Source organism: Bacillus sp. FSL R12-0074, from assembly GCF_038005725.1.
GTDB classification, from domain to species: domain Bacteria; phylum Bacillota; class Bacilli; order Bacillales; family Bacillaceae_G; genus Bacillus_A; species Bacillus_A mycoides.
In genome coordinates, this window is record NZ_JBBOTR010000001.1 from 12,501 (window position 1) to 27,500 (window position 15,000).

Here is a 15,000-nt window from a genome sequence, read left to right on the forward strand (position 1 = left end):
CGACACAGGTAGGCGAGGAGAGAATCCTAAGGTGTGCGAGAGAACTCTGGTTAAGGAACTCGGCAAAATGACCCCGTAACTTCGGGAGAAGGGGTGCTTTCTTAACGGAAAGCCGCAGTGAATAGGCCCAAGCGACTGTTTAGCAAAAACACAGGTCTCTGCGAAGCCGTAAGGCGAAGTATAGGGGCTGACACCTGCCCGGTGCTGGAAGGTTAAGGAGAGGGGTTAGCGTAAGCGAAGCTCTGAACTGAAGCCCCAGTAAACGGCGGCCGTAACTATAACGGTCCTAAGGTAGCGAAATTCCTTGTCGGGTAAGTTCCGACCCGCACGAAAGGTGTAACGATTTGGGCACTGTCTCAACCAGAGACTCGGTGAAATTATAGTACCTGTGAAGATGCAGGTTACCCGCGACAGGACGGAAAGACCCCGTGGAGCTTTACTGTAGCCTGATATTGAATTTTGGTACAGTTTGTACAGGATAGGCGGGAGCCATTGAAACCGGAGCGCTAGCTTCGGTGGAGGCGCTGGTGGGATACCGCCCTGACTGTATTGAAATTCTAACCTACGGGTCTCATCGACCCGGGAGACAGTGTCAGGTGGGCAGTTTGACTGGGGCGGTCGCCTCCTAAAGTGTAACGGAGGCGCCCAAAGGTTCCCTCAGAATGGTTGGAAATCATTCGTAGAGTGCAAAGGCATAAGGGAGCTTGACTGCGAGACCTACAAGTCGAGCAGGGACGAAAGTCGGGCTTAGTGATCCGGTGGTTCCGCATGGAAGGGCCATCGCTCAACGGATAAAAGCTACCCCGGGGATAACAGGCTTATCTCCCCCAAGAGTCCACATCGACGGGGAGGTTTGGCACCTCGATGTCGGCTCATCGCATCCTGGGGCTGTAGTCGGTCCCAAGGGTTGGGCTGTTCGCCCATTAAAGCGGTACGCGAGCTGGGTTCAGAACGTCGTGAGACAGTTCGGTCCCTATCCGTCGTGGGCGCAGGAAATTTGAGAGGAGCTGTCCTTAGTACGAGAGGACCGGGATGGACGCACCGCTGGTGTACCAGTTGTTCTGCCAAGGGCATAGCTGGGTAGCTATGTGCGGAAGGGATAAGTGCTGAAAGCATCTAAGCATGAAGCCCCCCTCAAGATGAGATTTCCCATAGCGTAAGCTAGTAAGATCCCTGAAAGATGATCAGGTTGATAGGTTCGAGGTGGAAGCATGGTGACATGTGGAGCTGACGAATACTAATAGATCGAGGACTTAACCATATAATATGAAGCAAATGTTATCTAGTTTTGAAGGAATATACCTTCATAGTTTGGTGATGATGGCAGAGAGGTCACACCCGTTCCCATACCGAACACGGAAGTTAAGCTCTCTAGCGCCGATGGTAGTTGGGACCTTGTCCCTGTGAGAGTAGGACGTCGCCAAGCAAGATAAAAACACGAGTCATTTGACTCGTGTTTTTTTATTTCCCATGAAATAGGTTGGATTCCGTTAGTAAAAATGCTGAAATATAGTAAGGGATTTTTTGAGCAGAAATATTGAGAAATTGATAAATAAACGGATAATCTTCAGATCCATAGCTTCCAAGTAAGTCATACCACCAATCTGTTTCATACCTAGAAATCATACTTAAATTATAGAGCAATAAATAATGAACAAGGAGCTCAGGCAACACTGGCTTAGAGTTTCTAGGGTCAGTCGTAAGTGGTAAATAATAAGTGTCAGTAAGATGCTCATAGTATAAAGGTGTACTATACATAGGATTCCATGATTGAATAGGTGCCGAAAAAAACAAATTTAATTCATTATTTTTCTCAGGTACGTGTTGTATTGATAAATGCTTACAAGTTGTTTCGATGTAACGAGAAAATCGCTCTTTAGTCATATGTAGTCGATCTAATATATTGACTGAAAAGGAGAGCTCATTTTTATTTGTTGAATCGATCTTATATAAAGTTGATACTTTTTGACTATAGCGCAACAAATTTTGTAATTCAGGAATATTCCCCATTAGCTCTAACATATTAAACTTCTCCGCTTCTAAGTGTTTCATGTGAAACAGTTGTTCTGCAACGTGAGTAAACAATCCGTTTTTCTGAATTTTCACCTCATCTTCTAAAAATTGATACCCCTGTTTTTTCCGTTTACGAGTCGTAACGCCATGAGCTAAAACAGTAGTTGATTCTGGGTAGTTAGGATCAATAGTTAACAAGCAAGCTTTAAACAGTTGGCTAATTCCATAAAATAACAACATCGGCTGAATCGAAAAGGGGGCCACCTTATATAATTCATAATAATTTTTCCCGTGTTCTAAGTAGTAAATAAAGGGATAACAGTTTTCAAAACTTTTTTTTTCAGCATCTTGTATGGAGGATTTTTCATAACAACGGGCAAGATAACGTTGTACATTTTGAGATGAAAAAAAGAAACTTAATTGCTGCCAAGTACAATGTGTTTGATGCATATATTACGCTCCTTTTATTGTCTAAAAATTCTAACATATATATACGTCCTTGACAGTATTTTAACCAATTGATAAGCTACTAATAATAATTTCTGGTATCATGGGGGGAACAATTATGTGGGAATCTAAATTTGTTAAAGAAGGTTTGACTTTTGATGATGTATTACTTGTACCAGCGAGGTCAGATATATTACCAAGAGAAGTAAGTGTTAAAACAGTTTTATCTGAAAGCTTACAGCTAAACATCCCGTTAATTAGTGCAGGAATGGATACAGTAACAGAAGCTGACATGGCTATTGCAATGGCTCGCCAAGGCGGTTTAGGAATTATTCATAAGAATATGTCTATTGAGCAACAAGCAGAGCAAGTTGATAAAGTAAAGCGCTCTGAAAGCGGCGTTATTTCAGATCCTTTCTTCTTAACTCCAGAACATCAAGTATATGATGCAGAACATCTTATGGGAAAATATCGTATCTCAGGTGTACCAGTTGTAAATAATTTAGATGAGCGAAAATTAGTTGGTATTATTACAAACCGTGATATGCGTTTCATCCAAGACTACTCAATCAAAATTTCTGACGTAATGACAAAAGAACAGTTAATTACAGCTCCAGTTGGTACTACACTGGAAGAAGCTGAAAAAATCCTACAAAAGTATAAAATTGAAAAGCTCCCTCTTGTTGATAATAACGGTGTATTACAAGGGCTTATTACAATAAAAGATATTGAAAAAGTAATTGAATTCCCAAACTCTGCTAAAGATAAGCAAGGACGCTTATTAGTTGGAGCAGCTGTTGGTGTAACGGCTGATGCAATGCTTCGTATCGATGCATTAGTAAAAGCTAGCGTAGATGCAATTGTACTTGATACAGCTCATGGGCATTCTAAAGGTGTTATTGAAAAAGTAAAAGAAGTTCGTGCGAAATATCCAGCACTAAATATTATCGCTGGAAATGTTGCTACAGCTGAAGCAACGAAAGCATTAATTGAGGCTGGTGCAAACGTAGTTAAAGTTGGTATTGGACCAGGTTCTATTTGTACAACGCGTGTTGTAGCTGGTGTTGGTGTACCACAATTAACAGCAGTTTATGATTGTGCAACAGAAGCTCGTAAACACGGTATTCCAGTTATTGCTGATGGCGGTGTTAAGTACTCTGGTGATATGGTTAAAGCTTTAGCAGCAGGAGCACACGTTGTTATGCTAGGTAGTATGTTTGCTGGTGTTGCTGAAAGCCCTGGAGAAACTGAAATTTACCAAGGTCGCCAATTTAAAGTATATCGTGGTATGGGTTCTGTTGGAGCGATGGAAAAAGGAAGTAAAGATCGTTACTTCCAAGAAGGAAACAAAAAACTTGTTCCTGAAGGTATTGAAGGACGAGTACCATATAAAGGACCTTTAGCAGATACAGTTCATCAATTAGTTGGTGGATTACGTGCAGGTATGGGATATTGCGGAGCGCAGAATTTAGAATTCTTACGTGAGAATGCACAGTTCATTCGTATGTCAGGTGCAGGTTTACGTGAAAGCCATCCTCATCACGTACAGATTACAAAAGAGGCTCCAAACTACTCATTGTAATGTCTTATATACAAATAGACAGAGATTTGATATCTCTGTCTATTTTTTTTTGATTATGTTAGAATAACGGTTATGTGAGTACATAGATATTGGGGGTAGCAAAAGTGAAAGGTATGTTTTGCAAAAGATTCATTGCGTTGGTAACAGTGCTTACAATAGCTTGTAGCATGCTTGTACCATATAGCAATGCATCAGCAGAAACAGGAGCCGCTTTAAACATTGAAGCAGGTGCGGCAATTTTAGTAGAAGCGAATTCTGGGAAGATTTTATATCAAAAAAATGCAGATGAGTTATTATCAATTGCTAGTATGACAAAAATGATGAGTGAATACCTAGTGAACGAGGCTATTGCGAAAGGGAAACTAAAATGGGATCAAAAAGTTAAGGTTTCCGAATATGCGTATAACATTTCGCAAGATCGTTCATTATCGAATGTGCCTCTACGAAATGGTGAATCTTATACAGTAAAAGAGCTATACGAAGCAATGGCAATTTATTCTGCTAATGGTGCAACGATAGCGTTAGCTGAAGCAGTTGCTGGAAAAGAAGTAGACTTTGTAAAAATGATGAATGATAAATCGAAAGAGTTTGGATTAAAAAATTATAAGTTTGTAAATTCTACGGGCTTAACGAACAAAGATTTAAAAGGACACCATCCTGAAGGGACAACTCCAGATGAAGAAAATAAAATGTCTGCGAGAGATGTAGCAATTTTAGCACAACGTCTTATTCAAGATTTCCCTAAAACATTAGACATAGCAAAAATTTCAAAAAAAGTATTCCGTGAAGGTACTCCGGATCGGATTGAAATGCCTAACTGGAACTGGATGTTAAAGGGGTTAATTAAGGAATACGAAGGCGTAGATGGTCTGAAAACAGGATCAACTCCAGAAGCAGGAGATTGTTTCACTGGTACGATTGAAAGAAATGGTATGCGTTTCATTTCTGTAGTTATTAAAACAAAATCTCACACGGCAAGATTTGATGAGACAAAGAAATTATATGATTATGGCTTTGCTAGCTTTGAAATGAAGAAAATGTATGAAAAAGGTTCTTCGGTTAAAGGAAGAGAAACAGTAAGAGTTGAAAATGCGAAAGATAAAGATGTGGCAGTTCAAACGAAGCAAGCTGTTTCACTTCCGGTGCCAAAGGGAAGTAAAGACGTTTATAAAACAGAATTTAAAGAAAGAAATAAGGGACAAGAAGCACCTCTGAAAAAGGGAGTTGCACTTGGACAAATGGTTGTAACGTCTAAAGATAGTAATGATCCTGGATTTTTATCAGGAAAATCATTACAAGTAGACCTTGTAACAAAATCTGAAGTAGAAGAGGCAGGCTGGTTTACACGTTCTATGCGCGGAATTGGTTCTTTCTTTAGTGGTATGTGGAATGGTGCTATTGATACAGTAAAAGGTTGGTTTTAAAAGCTCCTCATTGTAGGAGCTTTTTCTTATTCCTATTTTTCATACCGACTTTATGAAAAAGTAGTAGACAAGCATCAGATAGTTAGTGGTAGAATGTAAGAGTATTCTTAATTTTCTTCTTTAACGGGGAAAGCAATTCACCTAGGGGGGTTTTTGTACATGACAAATGTAACAGGGACAGAACGTGTAAAACGTGGAATGGCAGAAATGCAAAAAGGCGGCGTTATTATGGACGTAGTTAACGCTGAGCAAGCAAGGATTGCAGAAGAGGCAGGCGCAGTTGCTGTTATGGCATTAGAGCGTGTACCTGCAGATATTCGTGCAGCAGGTGGCGTTTCTCGTATGGCAGATCCAACAATTGTTGAAGAAGTTATGGGTGCTGTATCAATTCCGGTTATGGCAAAATGTCGTATCGGTCACCTTGTAGAAGCACGTGTATTAGAATCATTAGGGGTAGACTATATCGATGAGAGTGAAGTATTGACTCCTGCTGATGAAGTATACCATTTAAATAAACGTGATTACACAGTTCCGTTTGTATGTGGTTGCCGCGATATCGGAGAAGCTGCACGTCGTATTGCAGAAGGTGCAGCTATGCTTCGTACAAAAGGTGAACCTGGAACAGGAAACATTGTAGAGGCAGTGCGTCATATGCGCCAAGTCAATGCAGAAATCCGTCAAGTTGCAAGTCTACGTGAAGATGAGTTAATGACATATGCAAAAAATACTGGTGCTCCTTATGAAGTACTACTTGAAATTAAACGCCTTGGTCGCCTGCCAGTTGTAAACTTTGCAGCAGGTGGTGTAGCAACACCAGCAGATGCAGCGTTAATGATGCAACTTGGTGCTGATGGTGTATTTGTTGGATCTGGTATCTTCAAATCAGAGAACCCAGAGAAATTTGCACGTGCAATCGTTGAAGCAACGACTCATTATGAAGATTACGAACTAATTGCAAGCCTTTCTAAAGGATTAGGTAATGCAATGAAAGGTATCGAAATTTCAACGTTATTACCAGAACAACGCATGCAAGAGCGTGGATGGTAATTAAAGGAGATCTTTAAAATGGTGAAAATCGGTGTACTAGGTCTTCAAGGTGCAGTTCGTGAGCATGTAAAATCAGTTGAGGCAAGTGGTGCAGAAGCTGTTGTTGTAAAGCGTATAGAGCAACTTGAAGAGATTGATGGTCTTATTTTACCAGGCGGTGAAAGTACAACAATGCGCCGTCTTATTGATAAGTATGCTTTCATGGAGCCTCTTCGTACATTTGCGAAGTCTGGTAAACCAATGTTTGGTACATGTGCAGGAATGATTCTTCTTGCGAAAACACTTATTGGCTATGAAGAAGCACATATTGGTGCTATGGATATTACGGTTGAGCGCAATGCGTTCGGACGCCAAAAAGATAGTTTTGAAGCTGCACTTTCAATGAAAGGTGTGGGAGAAGACTTTGTTGGTGTATTTATCCGTGCTCCGTATGTTGTAAATGTAGCTGATGATGTTGAAGTACTTTCTATGCATGGCGAGCGAATGGTAGCGGTAAGGCAAGGGCCGTTTTTAGCTGCTTCTTTCCATCCGGAATTAACGGATGATCATCGTGTAACAGCATACTTTGTAGAAATGGTAAAAGAAGCGAAAATGAAAAAAGTTGTATAAGTAACTTGCAACTTGTATAAGATTATAGTAAATTGATGATAACAATTTTATAAAATAAGCGTGTTGATAGGAAGTAGTAACAGATGTTGTTTCTTATAGAGAGTCGATGGTTGGTGGAAATCGATAGAAACAGTTTGTGAATCCATCCTGGAATGGAATGTGGAATATCTTTTGATTAGTAAACATTCCCGGTGAAGAGCCGTTATTTCTACTTGAGAGGAAAGCGATAATGCTTTCAACTAGGGTGGCAACGCGGGTTAACTCCCGTCCCTTTGTATAGGGACGGGAGTTTTTTGTGTTTTATAAAATAAAAGGAGGAGTATATAATGCTTGATATTAAATTTTTACGTACGAATTTTGAAGAAGTAAAAGCAAAATTACAGCATAGAGGCGAAGATTTAACGGATTTTGGTCGTTTTGAAGAACTTGATACGAGAAGAAGAGAGCTACTTGTTCAAACAGAAGAATTAAAAAGTAAACGTAACGAAGTATCTCAACAAATTTCAGTATTAAAGCGTGAAAAGAAAGATGCGGAAGCTCTAATTCTAGAAATGCGTGAAGTTGGGGAAAAAGTAAAAGATCTTGATAATGAGCTTCGTACAGTTGAAGAAGATTTAGAAAGATTAATGCTATCTATCCCAAATATCCCTCATGAATCTGCTCCAATAGGTGAAACAGAGGATGATAACGTAGTAGCACGTACTTGGGGAGAAGTGAAAGAATTTACTTATGAGCCAAAACCGCATTGGGACCTTGCTACTGATTTAGGGATTTTAGATTTTGAACGTGCTGGGAAAGTAACAGGAAGCCGATTTGTATTTTACAAAGGTGCTGGTGCAAGATTAGAACGTGCTTTGATTAGCTTTATGCTTGACCTTCATACTGATGAGCATGGATATGAGGAAGTATTGCCTCCTTATATGGTAAACCGTGCAAGTATGACAGGAACAGGACAACTTCCAAAGTTTGAAGAAGATGCATTCCGTATTGAAAGTGAAGATTATTTCCTAATCCCAACAGCTGAAGTACCTGTAACGAATATGCATCGTGATGAGATTGTGAGTAAAGAGCAATTGCCGATACGATATGCTGCGTTTAGCTCATGCTTCCGTTCTGAAGCAGGTTCAGCTGGTCGTGATACACGTGGTTTAATTCGCCAACACCAATTTAATAAAGTTGAACTTGTGAAGTTCGTGAAACCAGAAGATTCTTACGAAGAGTTAGAAAAATTAACAAATGATGCAGAGCGCGTGTTACAATTATTAGAGTTGCCATATCGCGTTATGAGCATGTGTACAGGAGATTTAGGATTTACAGCAGCGAAGAAATACGATATTGAAGTATGGATTCCAAGCTATGGTACATATCGTGAAATTTCTTCTTGTAGTAATTTTGAGGCATTCCAAGCGAGACGCGCGAATATCCGTTTCCGTCGTGAGCCAAATGGTAAACCGGAGCATGTTCATACACTAAATGGATCTGGTCTTGCAATTGGACGTACAGTGGCAGCTATTTTAGAGAACTACCAACAAGAAGATGGTACAATTATAATTCCAGAAGTTCTTCGCCCTTATATGGGAGGAAAAACAGTTATTAAATAAGTTAAAACATTCATCGGTATGAGTGATTGGTAATTATGGACGTTGTCAGCAGTGTCATAAAGGAGAGGGGAAGTAAAATTTTCCTTTCCTCATAATTTATTATAGTAGGGTTGACTAACTGTTTTTCTTTTGATATTATATTTGATGTCAATATGGAGGTATACCCAAGTCTGGCTGAAGGGATCGGTCTTGAAAACCGACAGGCGGCGAGAGTCGCGCGGGGGTTCGAATCCCTCTACCTCCTCCAGATATAATTGACAACAGCGCATATAAGTGGAGATTGGAGAACTCGTTACCAACACGTAACGAGTTTTTATTTTAAAACCAATCATAAAGTATGATGTAAGGATATAGTGTCCTTATTACACACTCATATTCCGATGATTATCTTCATAGATATGAAAGGAGTTAACATGGATCTTATTATACAAACGTTTCCTTTAGATGGAAAAACTTTATATTATGTACAATGTCCTGTCTGTAAGAACAATAGAATTTTAAACAGTGGTGCAAATGTGTCGCGCATTATAAGTGATGATACATTCCGTAAACTTTGTGGTTGCACTTGTGATGTAAAACAGGTTGCAAAAAAAGTAGAGGTACCAAAAGAAGCTGAAAAACCAGCTGCGCAAAAAGAAGTAACTCCAAAACGTACAGGGAAATTACTAACAGCAGTAATTAATGGGAAAGAATTGACTGTTAAAGAGATTGCTGAAACATATGATATTAGTACGAGTACTGTTCGTCAGCGTATTAATGCTGGAAAGCCAGAGAGTGAAATTATTGCTCCGACAAAAAAGAAAAAGTAATTTCATAGGAAAACCCGTGCATATGCACGGGTTTTTTATTTTACAAGTTTACGTGTTTGTTTTAAAAAATGTCCAATTTTTTTAATGATTGGTTCGATTGAATCGCCATCTTTTAAAATATCGTATTCATTAATGTTTAATCGTAAAACAGGGCATGAATTAAAGTTATTAATCCAGTTATCGTAACGTCCATGCATCTCTTTCCAATATTCAATTGGTGTTTGCTGCTCCATGGGACGTCCTCGTTCTTGAATACGATCGACAATATCATCAAAAGAACCTTCTAGGTAAATTAATAAGTCTGGATGAGGGAAGTAAGGAGTCATGACCATAGCATCAAATAAACCTTTGTATGTTTCATAATCAGTTTCAGTCATTGTACCCTTTTCGTAATGCATTTTTGCGAAAATACCAGTGTCCTCATAGATAGAACGATCTTGAACAAAACCGCCACCATATTCGAAAATTCTTTTTTGTTCTTTAAATCGTTCTGCTAAAAAGTACACTTGTAAGTGAAAGCTCCAGCGTGTGAAATCGGCATAGAACTTGTCCAAATATGGGTTGGAATCTACTTTTTCAAAAGATGTACGATAACCTAAAGAGTTAGCCAATGCAGTTGTCATAGTTGATTTACCGACACCTACTGTTCCAGCAATAGTGATAACTGCATCATTTGGTATATCATATTTTTGCCTTAAATTCATTGTTATTTCGACTCCTTCAAGAGAGTATTTTGAAGAGCTGATAAGATGACATTTAAATCATCATGATTTCTTACAAAATCCATATCGTCTCCATTAAATTTCAATACTGGAATATCTGGATGGTCCTTTTTGAAAGCATCCATTGCTGTTTCGTAATCTTTTGTAAGCTGTAGCAAGTAATTTGGATCCATATTTTTTTCGAATTCTCTTCCGCGCATGGCAATTCGTTTTTGTAATGTTTCTAGGCTCGCTGTTAAATAAACGATGACATTTGGCACAGGCATATCTTGCGTAAGAATGCGATAAATTTGCATGTACTTGTCATATTGAGAATCTTTTAATGTACGGGATGCAAAAATTAAATTTTTAAATATATGATAATCTGCTACTACAGGCTTTCTTTGATTCAAATACTTTATGTTAATATCCTCTAGTTGTTTGTATCTATTACAAAGAAAGAACATCTCTGTTTGAAAACTCCATTCGTCGATGTCTTCGTAGAATTTTCCTAAAAAAGGATTTTCATCAACAATCTCTTTTAGTAAGTGGAGTTGCATGTGAGTTGAAAGTTCCTTCGCAAGTGAAGTTTTTCCAACACCAATTGGTCCTTCAACCGTGATAAATGGTACTCCGGTCACGCTGTTTCCTCCTTTCAATCAGTGATTTACCGTGACTACTAAAAACACAAAACAGAATTATTGTAGCACAAGAGGGGAGCGAGCGGACTAATTTGATATAAAAAGTTAGAAAATAGATATGTATTAATTAAATTTTATTTGGGATGACGGTACAATATTTGCCTTTAATGTGGCTTCCATTATTTTTAAAGCATGTTCATTATCTTGCTCGTTATTAGAAGCGATGCAATCCCGTGGTACATAAAGTGTATAATTTCTCATATGGGCATCATTAGCTGTAAAAAGGATGCATATGTTCCCGGCAATTCCTGTTAAAATGAGATTTTCGATTTTTAAATAACCTAATAAAGAATTCAAAGGTGTTTCATAAAAAGCAGAGTAATGTGGTTTAATAAAAATGTAATCGTCAGTATGCGGAGCAATGGCCTCGATAATATTTTTACTATACTCATTTGTACAATGGGTGATAAGTTGATCAATATCAGATCTCCAAAGTTGATAGTGATCATTGACATAAATTATCGGATAGCCCAATGATTTCATGGTGTCCTTTAATTGTAAAATGGGGTTCTTTATAATTTCACATTTCTGTGCCAGGATGGGTCCGTGGGAGAATTGAAAATCATTAATCATATCGATAATGAGTAAGGCAGTATTTTTCATATGTAATTCCCTCTCTTTCTTCTTTAGGTTGGATTGAATTTGTAAAAGTTATCCCACCTGCAAGAAATGAAAAAGTGTATTTTATTTTTGGTGAAAGGACTATATTATGGAGCGAGATATATATTTTATGCAGTTAGCAATAGAGGAAGCGAAGAAGGCGGAGGCGATACAAGAGGTACCAATTGGTGCTGTAATTGTGCTAGATGGTGAAGTGATTAGTGTCGCACATAACTTAAGAGAAACTGAACAGAGATCAATAGCTCACGCCGAACTCTTAGCTATTGATGAAGCTTGCAAAAAATTAGGGACATGGCGTTTAGAAGATGCAACGTTATATGTAACATTAGAACCTTGCCCAATGTGTGCAGGGGGAATTGTTTTATCGCGTATAAAACGGGTTGTATATGGTGCGAGCGATCCGAAAGGTGGATGTGCAGGTACGTTGATGAATCTTTTAACTGATGAGCGTTTTAATCATCAGTGTGAAGTAGTGCCTGGTGTACTTGAAGAAGAATGTGGTACGTTGTTAACGATTTTTTTTAGGGAGCTTCGTAAGAAAAGAAAAGAAGTGAAAAAACTAGAGAAAAGTAATGGTAACTAACGTATTTGCATTTTGTAAAAAAACAAGTTATACTGATAATGCCTTATCCAAGGCAACCGAATATTGGTTTTAACTTTGCCGTGCTAAGCGGGGAGGTAGCGGTGCCCTATACTCGCAATCCGCTCTAGCGAGGCTGAATCCCTTCTCGAGGTTATGTTGCTGTAAGGTCTGCCTTAAGTAAGTGGTGTTGACGTTTGGGTCCTGCGCAACGGGACCCCGTGAACCTTGTCAGGTCCGGAAGGAAGCAGCAATAAGCGGGTTTTCTCGTGTGCCGCAGGAGTGCCTGAACCGAGCTAACTGCTTGAGTAACGCTTATGGTACGTAATCGACAGAAGGTGCACGGCAGTTATATATGTATACAAAACTCACCTTTATATAAAGGTGAGTTTTTTGTATGGAAAATAACTTTTGGAATCTATAAACAGAATGGGTTATAATAAATAAGATAATAACCTTTGAGGGAGGCCGTATTTTCGTGTCATACCAAGCGTTATACCGAACATGGAGACCGCAAAAATTCGAAGATGTAGTCGGTCAAAAGCACGTGACAAAAACGTTGCAAAATGCCCTTCTTCAAGAGAAAGCTTCACATGCTTATTTGTTTTCGGGTCCGAGGGGAACAGGGAAAACGACAATTGCAAAAGTATTTGCAAAGGCAATTAACTGTGAACACGCCCCGGTAGCTGAACCTTGTAATGAATGTCCTTCTTGTTTAGGAATTACACAAGGGTCTATTTCAGATGTATTAGAAATTGATGCGGCTTCAAATAACGGTGTAGATGAAATTCGAGATATAAGAGATAAAGTAAAATATGCTCCAAGTGCTGTAGGATATAAAGTATACATTATTGATGAAGTTCACATGCTTTCTATGGGTGCCTTTAATGCGCTTTTGAAAACTTTAGAAGAGCCGCCAGGACATGTTATTTTTATTCTGGCGACAACAGAACCGCATAAAATTCCAGCTACAATTATTTCGCGTTGTCAGCGTTTTGAGTTTCGAAAGATATCAGTAAATGATATCGTTGAGAGATTATCGACGGTCGTGACAAATGAAGGTACGCAAGTAGAAGATGAAGCGTTACAAATCGTAGCGCGTGCCGCCGAAGGTGGTATGCGTGATGCGCTCAGTCTTATTGATCAAGCTATTTCTTATAGTGATGAGACGGTGACGAGTGAAGATGTTTTAGCTGTAACAGGATCTGTATCTCAGCGATATTTGGGTGACCTGGTAGAATGTATACGTGAAAATGATGTATCAAGAGCGTTACGTATTATAGATGAGATGATGAGTAAAGGGAAAGATCCAGTTCGCTTTATGGAGGATTTCATTTACTACTATCGTGATATGCTTTTATATCAAACTTCACCACAATTAGAACATATGTTGGAACGGGTAATTGTAGATGATCAATTCCGTACGTTAAGTGAAGAAATGCAACCGGAAGTAATCTATGAAATTATTCATACCCTTAGTAAGGGACAACAGGAGATGAAGTGGACAAACCATCCAAGAATATTCTTGGAAGTTGTTATGGTGCAACTGTGTCAGCAGTTTATGATGCAAGCAAACGGCGCAGATCGTTTACAAGCGATTATGAACAGGATGCAGCAGTTGGAGAAAGAGTTAGAGCAAGTTAAAAAGAATGGCGTGCCAGCTGGTGTGCAGCAGGAAGTAAGAGAGACGCGGGCAACACCAAAACCGGTACGAACAGGAAGTATGAAAATTCCTGTTGGACGTGTGAATGAAGTGTTAAAGCAAGCGAAGCGTCAAGATTTAGAACAGTTAAAAGCTGTATGGGGCGAATTATTAGGAAGGCTCAAGTCACATAACAAAGTAGCATTTGCTGTTTTATTAGAAAATAGTGAACCAGTTGCGGCTTCGGATGATACCTATGTGTTAGCATTTCAATATGAGATTCATTGCAAAATGGCTAGTGAAAATCGAGAAGCGATGGATACATTGGAACAAACCCTTTTTGAATTGTTAAGTAAAAGGTTAAATATGATTGCTATCCCAAAAAGTGAATGGGGTAAAATTCGTGAAGACTTTTTACAACGCGAAGGCGGGGATTCTGAAGAAAGCCCAGAACAAAAAGAAGATCCTCTTATAGAAGAGGCTGTAAAATTAGTAGGGCAAGAACTTATTGAAATAAAAGAGTAATAATAATGAGGAGGAATTAATTATGATGCGTGGCGGAATGGGAAATATGAATAATATGATGAAACAAATGCAAAAGATGCAAAAGGACATGGCGAAGGCGCAAGAAGAGCTTGGCGAAAAAACAGTTGAAGGTACAGCTGGCGGCGGAATGGTTACTGTTATTGCAAATGGTCATAAGCAAGTTCTTGAAGTGAAAATTAAAGAAGAAGTTGTAGATCCAGAAGATATCGAAATGTTACAAGACTTAGTATTAGCTGCAACGAATGATGCACTTAAAAAGGTTGATGAACTTTCAAACTCTACAATGGGCAAATTTACAAAAGGCATGAACTTACCAGGTGGAATGTTCTAGGAGGATATTGATATATGCATTATCCAGAACCGATATCAAAATTAATCGATAGTTTTATGAAGTTGCCAGGAATTGGACCGAAAACAGCGGTTCGATTGGCATTCTTCGTGTTAGATATGAAAGAGGATGATGTACTAGGTTTTGCGAAAGCACTTGTGAATGCAAAGCGAGATTTAGCGTATTGTTCTGTGTGCGGACATATCACTGACCGCGATCCTTGTTATATTTGTGACGATTCGCATAGGGATCAATCGGTTGTTTGTGTAGTACAAGAGCCGAAAGATGTAATTGCGATGGAAAAAATGAAAGAATATCAAGGTGTATATCATGTTTTGCGTGGTGCCAT

General features: G+C 38.9%; 14 protein-coding genes, 1 tRNA gene, 2 rRNA genes, 1 other RNA gene and 1 other annotated feature (2 of these 19 running past the window's edge). Of the genes, 14 read left to right on the top strand and 4 right to left on the bottom strand.

The window, feature by feature from the left end:
- Both NSS97_RS00050 and rrf read left to right on the top strand, forming a co-directional pair.
- A 23S ribosomal RNA gene (locus NSS97_RS00050) occupies positions 1–1,261 on the top strand; it begins 1,661 nt to the left of the window's first position.
- Between the two features lie 49 nt (positions 1,262–1,310).
- Positions 1,311–1,426, top strand: a 5S ribosomal RNA gene (gene rrf, locus NSS97_RS00055).
- 35 nt (positions 1,427–1,461) lie between these two features.
- Here the strand turns inward: rrf and NSS97_RS00060 are convergent.
- Positions 1,462–2,463, bottom strand: a complete 1,002-nt coding sequence (locus tag NSS97_RS00060; protein WP_002009610.1) for a YaaC family protein — start codon at positions 2,461–2,463, stop codon at positions 1,462–1,464.
- A gap of 115 nt (positions 2,464–2,578) precedes the next feature.
- On the opposite strand from NSS97_RS00060, the gene guaB reads away from it, so the two are divergent.
- From guaB to NSS97_RS00095, 7 genes are all read left to right on the top strand, one after another.
- Complete coding sequence (gene guaB, locus NSS97_RS00065) at positions 2,579–4,042, top strand: IMP dehydrogenase (RefSeq protein ID WP_002107266.1); 1,464 nt, start codon at positions 2,579–2,581, stop codon at positions 4,040–4,042.
- Positions 4,043–4,155: 113 nt separating this feature from the next.
- Positions 4,156–5,466, top strand: a complete 1,311-nt coding sequence (locus NSS97_RS00070) for a D-alanyl-D-alanine carboxypeptidase family protein (RefSeq protein WP_152630538.1) — start codon at positions 4,156–4,158, stop codon at positions 5,464–5,466.
- 159 nt (positions 5,467–5,625) lie between these two features.
- Positions 5,626–6,513, top strand: a complete 888-nt coding sequence (gene pdxS / locus NSS97_RS00075) for a pyridoxal 5'-phosphate synthase lyase subunit PdxS (RefSeq protein WP_002009615.1) — start codon at positions 5,626–5,628, stop codon at positions 6,511–6,513.
- A gap of 18 nt (positions 6,514–6,531) precedes the next feature.
- Positions 6,532–7,122: a pyridoxal 5'-phosphate synthase glutaminase subunit PdxT gene (pdxT, locus tag NSS97_RS00080; RefSeq protein ID WP_002063361.1), complete on the top strand. Its 591-nt coding sequence runs from the start codon at positions 6,532–6,534 to the stop codon at positions 7,120–7,122.
- 54 nt (positions 7,123–7,176) lie between these two features.
- Positions 7,177–7,397 (top strand) — a binding site (T-box leader).
- A 51-nt stretch (positions 7,398–7,448) separates the two neighbouring features.
- Complete coding sequence (serS, locus tag NSS97_RS00085; RefSeq protein WP_002009617.1) at positions 7,449–8,723, top strand: serine--tRNA ligase; 1,275 nt, start codon at positions 7,449–7,451, stop codon at positions 8,721–8,723.
- A gap of 154 nt (positions 8,724–8,877) precedes the next feature.
- Positions 8,878–8,970: transfer RNA gene (locus tag NSS97_RS00090), tRNA-Ser, on the top strand.
- Positions 8,971–9,136: 166 nt separating this feature from the next.
- Complete coding sequence (locus tag NSS97_RS00095) at positions 9,137–9,532, top strand: DUF3797 domain-containing protein (RefSeq protein ID WP_044441762.1); 396 nt, start codon at positions 9,137–9,139, stop codon at positions 9,530–9,532.
- A 35-nt stretch (positions 9,533–9,567) separates the two neighbouring features.
- Here NSS97_RS00095 and NSS97_RS00100 read toward each other — a convergent pair whose 3' ends face one another.
- The 3 genes from NSS97_RS00100 to NSS97_RS00110 all read right to left on the bottom strand — a co-directional run bounded on the left by NSS97_RS00100 (position 9,568) and on the right by NSS97_RS00110 (position 11,537).
- Positions 9,568–10,236: a deoxynucleoside kinase gene (locus NSS97_RS00100; RefSeq protein ID WP_044441760.1), complete on the bottom strand. Its 669-nt coding sequence runs from the start codon at positions 10,234–10,236 to the stop codon at positions 9,568–9,570.
- A gap of 2 nt (positions 10,237–10,238) precedes the next feature.
- Positions 10,239–10,874 (bottom strand): deoxynucleoside kinase, encoded by a 636-nt coding sequence (locus NSS97_RS00105; protein ID WP_002170085.1) that lies wholly within the window; start codon positions 10,872–10,874, stop codon positions 10,239–10,241.
- A 123-nt stretch (positions 10,875–10,997) separates the two neighbouring features.
- Entirely contained in the window at positions 10,998–11,537 is a 540-nt protein-coding gene (locus NSS97_RS00110; RefSeq protein WP_002130738.1) for an isochorismatase family cysteine hydrolase, read from the bottom strand.
- Between the two features lie 106 nt (positions 11,538–11,643).
- Here NSS97_RS00110 and tadA point away from each other — a divergent pair, with 106 nt between their 5' ends.
- The 5 genes from tadA to recR all read left to right on the top strand — a co-directional run.
- On the top strand, positions 11,644–12,138 hold the full coding sequence (gene tadA, locus NSS97_RS00115) for a tRNA adenosine(34) deaminase TadA (protein ID WP_002029304.1): 495 nt from the start codon (positions 11,644–11,646) through the stop codon (positions 12,136–12,138).
- A gap of 78 nt (positions 12,139–12,216) precedes the next feature.
- Positions 12,217–12,481: signal recognition particle sRNA large type (gene ffs, locus NSS97_RS00120), an RNA gene on the top strand.
- A 132-nt stretch (positions 12,482–12,613) separates the two neighbouring features.
- Positions 12,614–14,302 (top strand): DNA polymerase III subunit gamma/tau, encoded by a 1,689-nt coding sequence (dnaX, locus tag NSS97_RS00125; protein ID WP_002029302.1) that lies wholly within the window; start codon positions 12,614–12,616, stop codon positions 14,300–14,302.
- A gap of 25 nt (positions 14,303–14,327) precedes the next feature.
- Complete coding sequence (locus NSS97_RS00130; RefSeq protein ID WP_170935248.1) at positions 14,328–14,654, top strand: YbaB/EbfC family nucleoid-associated protein; 327 nt, start codon at positions 14,328–14,330, stop codon at positions 14,652–14,654.
- A gap of 14 nt (positions 14,655–14,668) precedes the next feature.
- Positions 14,669–15,000, top strand: the 5' portion of a protein-coding gene (gene recR, locus NSS97_RS00135) for a recombination protein RecR (RefSeq protein WP_002009629.1). Its footprint extends 265 nt past the window's final position; the window shows 332 of its 597 coding nt (coding positions 1–332); it begins with the start codon at positions 14,669–14,671; its stop codon lies off the right edge, out of view.

What these genes read in the sequence shown, in the direction of transcription:
- serS (WP_002009617.1), top strand. Translation starts at nt 7,449, where the DNA reads ATGCTTGATATTAAATTTTTACGTACGAATTTTGAAGAAGTAAAAGCA.
- guaB (WP_002107266.1), top strand. Translation starts at nt 2,579, where the DNA reads ATGTGGGAATCTAAATTTGTTAAAGAAGGTTTGACTTTTGATGATGTA.
- NSS97_RS00100 (WP_044441760.1), bottom strand. Translation starts at nt 10,236, where the DNA reads ATGAATTTAAGGCAAAAATATGATATACCAAATGATGCAGTTATCACT.
- pdxS (WP_002009615.1), top strand. Translation starts at nt 5,626, where the DNA reads ATGACAAATGTAACAGGGACAGAACGTGTAAAACGTGGAATGGCAGAA.
- NSS97_RS00110 (WP_002130738.1), bottom strand. Translation starts at nt 11,537, where the DNA reads ATGAAAAATACTGCCTTACTCATTATCGATATGATTAATGATTTTCAA.
- NSS97_RS00070 (WP_152630538.1), top strand. Translation starts at nt 4,156, where the DNA reads ATGTTTTGCAAAAGATTCATTGCGTTGGTAACAGTGCTTACAATAGCT.
- tadA (WP_002029304.1), top strand. Translation starts at nt 11,644, where the DNA reads ATGGAGCGAGATATATATTTTATGCAGTTAGCAATAGAGGAAGCGAAG.
- NSS97_RS00130 (WP_170935248.1), top strand. Translation starts at nt 14,328, where the DNA reads ATGCGTGGCGGAATGGGAAATATGAATAATATGATGAAACAAATGCAA.
- NSS97_RS00095 (WP_044441762.1), top strand. Translation starts at nt 9,137, where the DNA reads ATGGATCTTATTATACAAACGTTTCCTTTAGATGGAAAAACTTTATAT.
- NSS97_RS00060 (WP_002009610.1), bottom strand. Translation starts at nt 2,463, where the DNA reads ATGCATCAAACACATTGTACTTGGCAGCAATTAAGTTTCTTTTTTTCA.
- pdxT (WP_002063361.1), top strand. Translation starts at nt 6,532, where the DNA reads ATGGTGAAAATCGGTGTACTAGGTCTTCAAGGTGCAGTTCGTGAGCAT.